The sequence below is a fragment of the Bacillus sp. P4_D3 genome, from assembly GCF_056401855.1.
In genome coordinates, this window is record NZ_JBFUIN010001234.1 from 1 (window position 1) to 636 (window position 636).

A 636-nucleotide genomic window follows, 5' to 3' on the forward strand; every position below is an offset into this window, starting at 1 on the left:
CAGAAGAGGTGCTTATTGCACCTCTTTTTTATGTTCAAATTTTAATTCCTATGAAGTGACGTCCGCATTAAATAGGAATATTACTTTTCTTTTTCCTATAAAAAGCGGATAACAATTTTTAATAGTAGTTATTACAATTTAAATACGGAAAATTCAGAAAAGTTTTTAGAAACTTAGGAGGAGGTAATTGAAAGCGTTTACTGATGTTGAAATACAAGAAAGGGAAAATTCCCATATAAGGAGGCTATTAAGATGAAATCGATTAACCCGATGAATGTGATAGACGAGAGTCGTATTCATTCCATGCATATTTGGTTAATATTTTGGTTATTTATCGTAATTGCATTTGATGGATATGATGCTGTTATTTATGGAGCAACAGTACCTTCGCTCATTAAAGAGTGGGGAATATCGGATGTTACAGCAGGGACAATTGGTAGTTATACAGCTATAGGAACGGCAATTGGTGCTGCATTCTTTGGTTTATTAGCTGATAAAATAGGTCGTAAAAATATCATACTAGTAACTACAATCTTATTTAGTCTATTTACATGTCTAGCTGGTTTTGCGAACGGTCCTGTAATGTTTGCGATTTTCCGTGTTATTGCAGGTATAGGGCTTGGCGGAGTTATGCCG

The 636-nt window shown here is 34.4% G+C and carries 1 protein-coding gene; it reads left to right on the plus strand.

Annotation, left to right across the window (positions count from 1 at the left end; all coding sequences use genetic code 11):
- Nucleotides 1-252 precede the first annotated feature (252 nt).
- Nucleotides 253-636 (plus strand): MFS transporter (locus AC1DTM_RS30520; protein WP_477001709.1); only part of this gene is annotated, 384 nt, incomplete at its 3' end.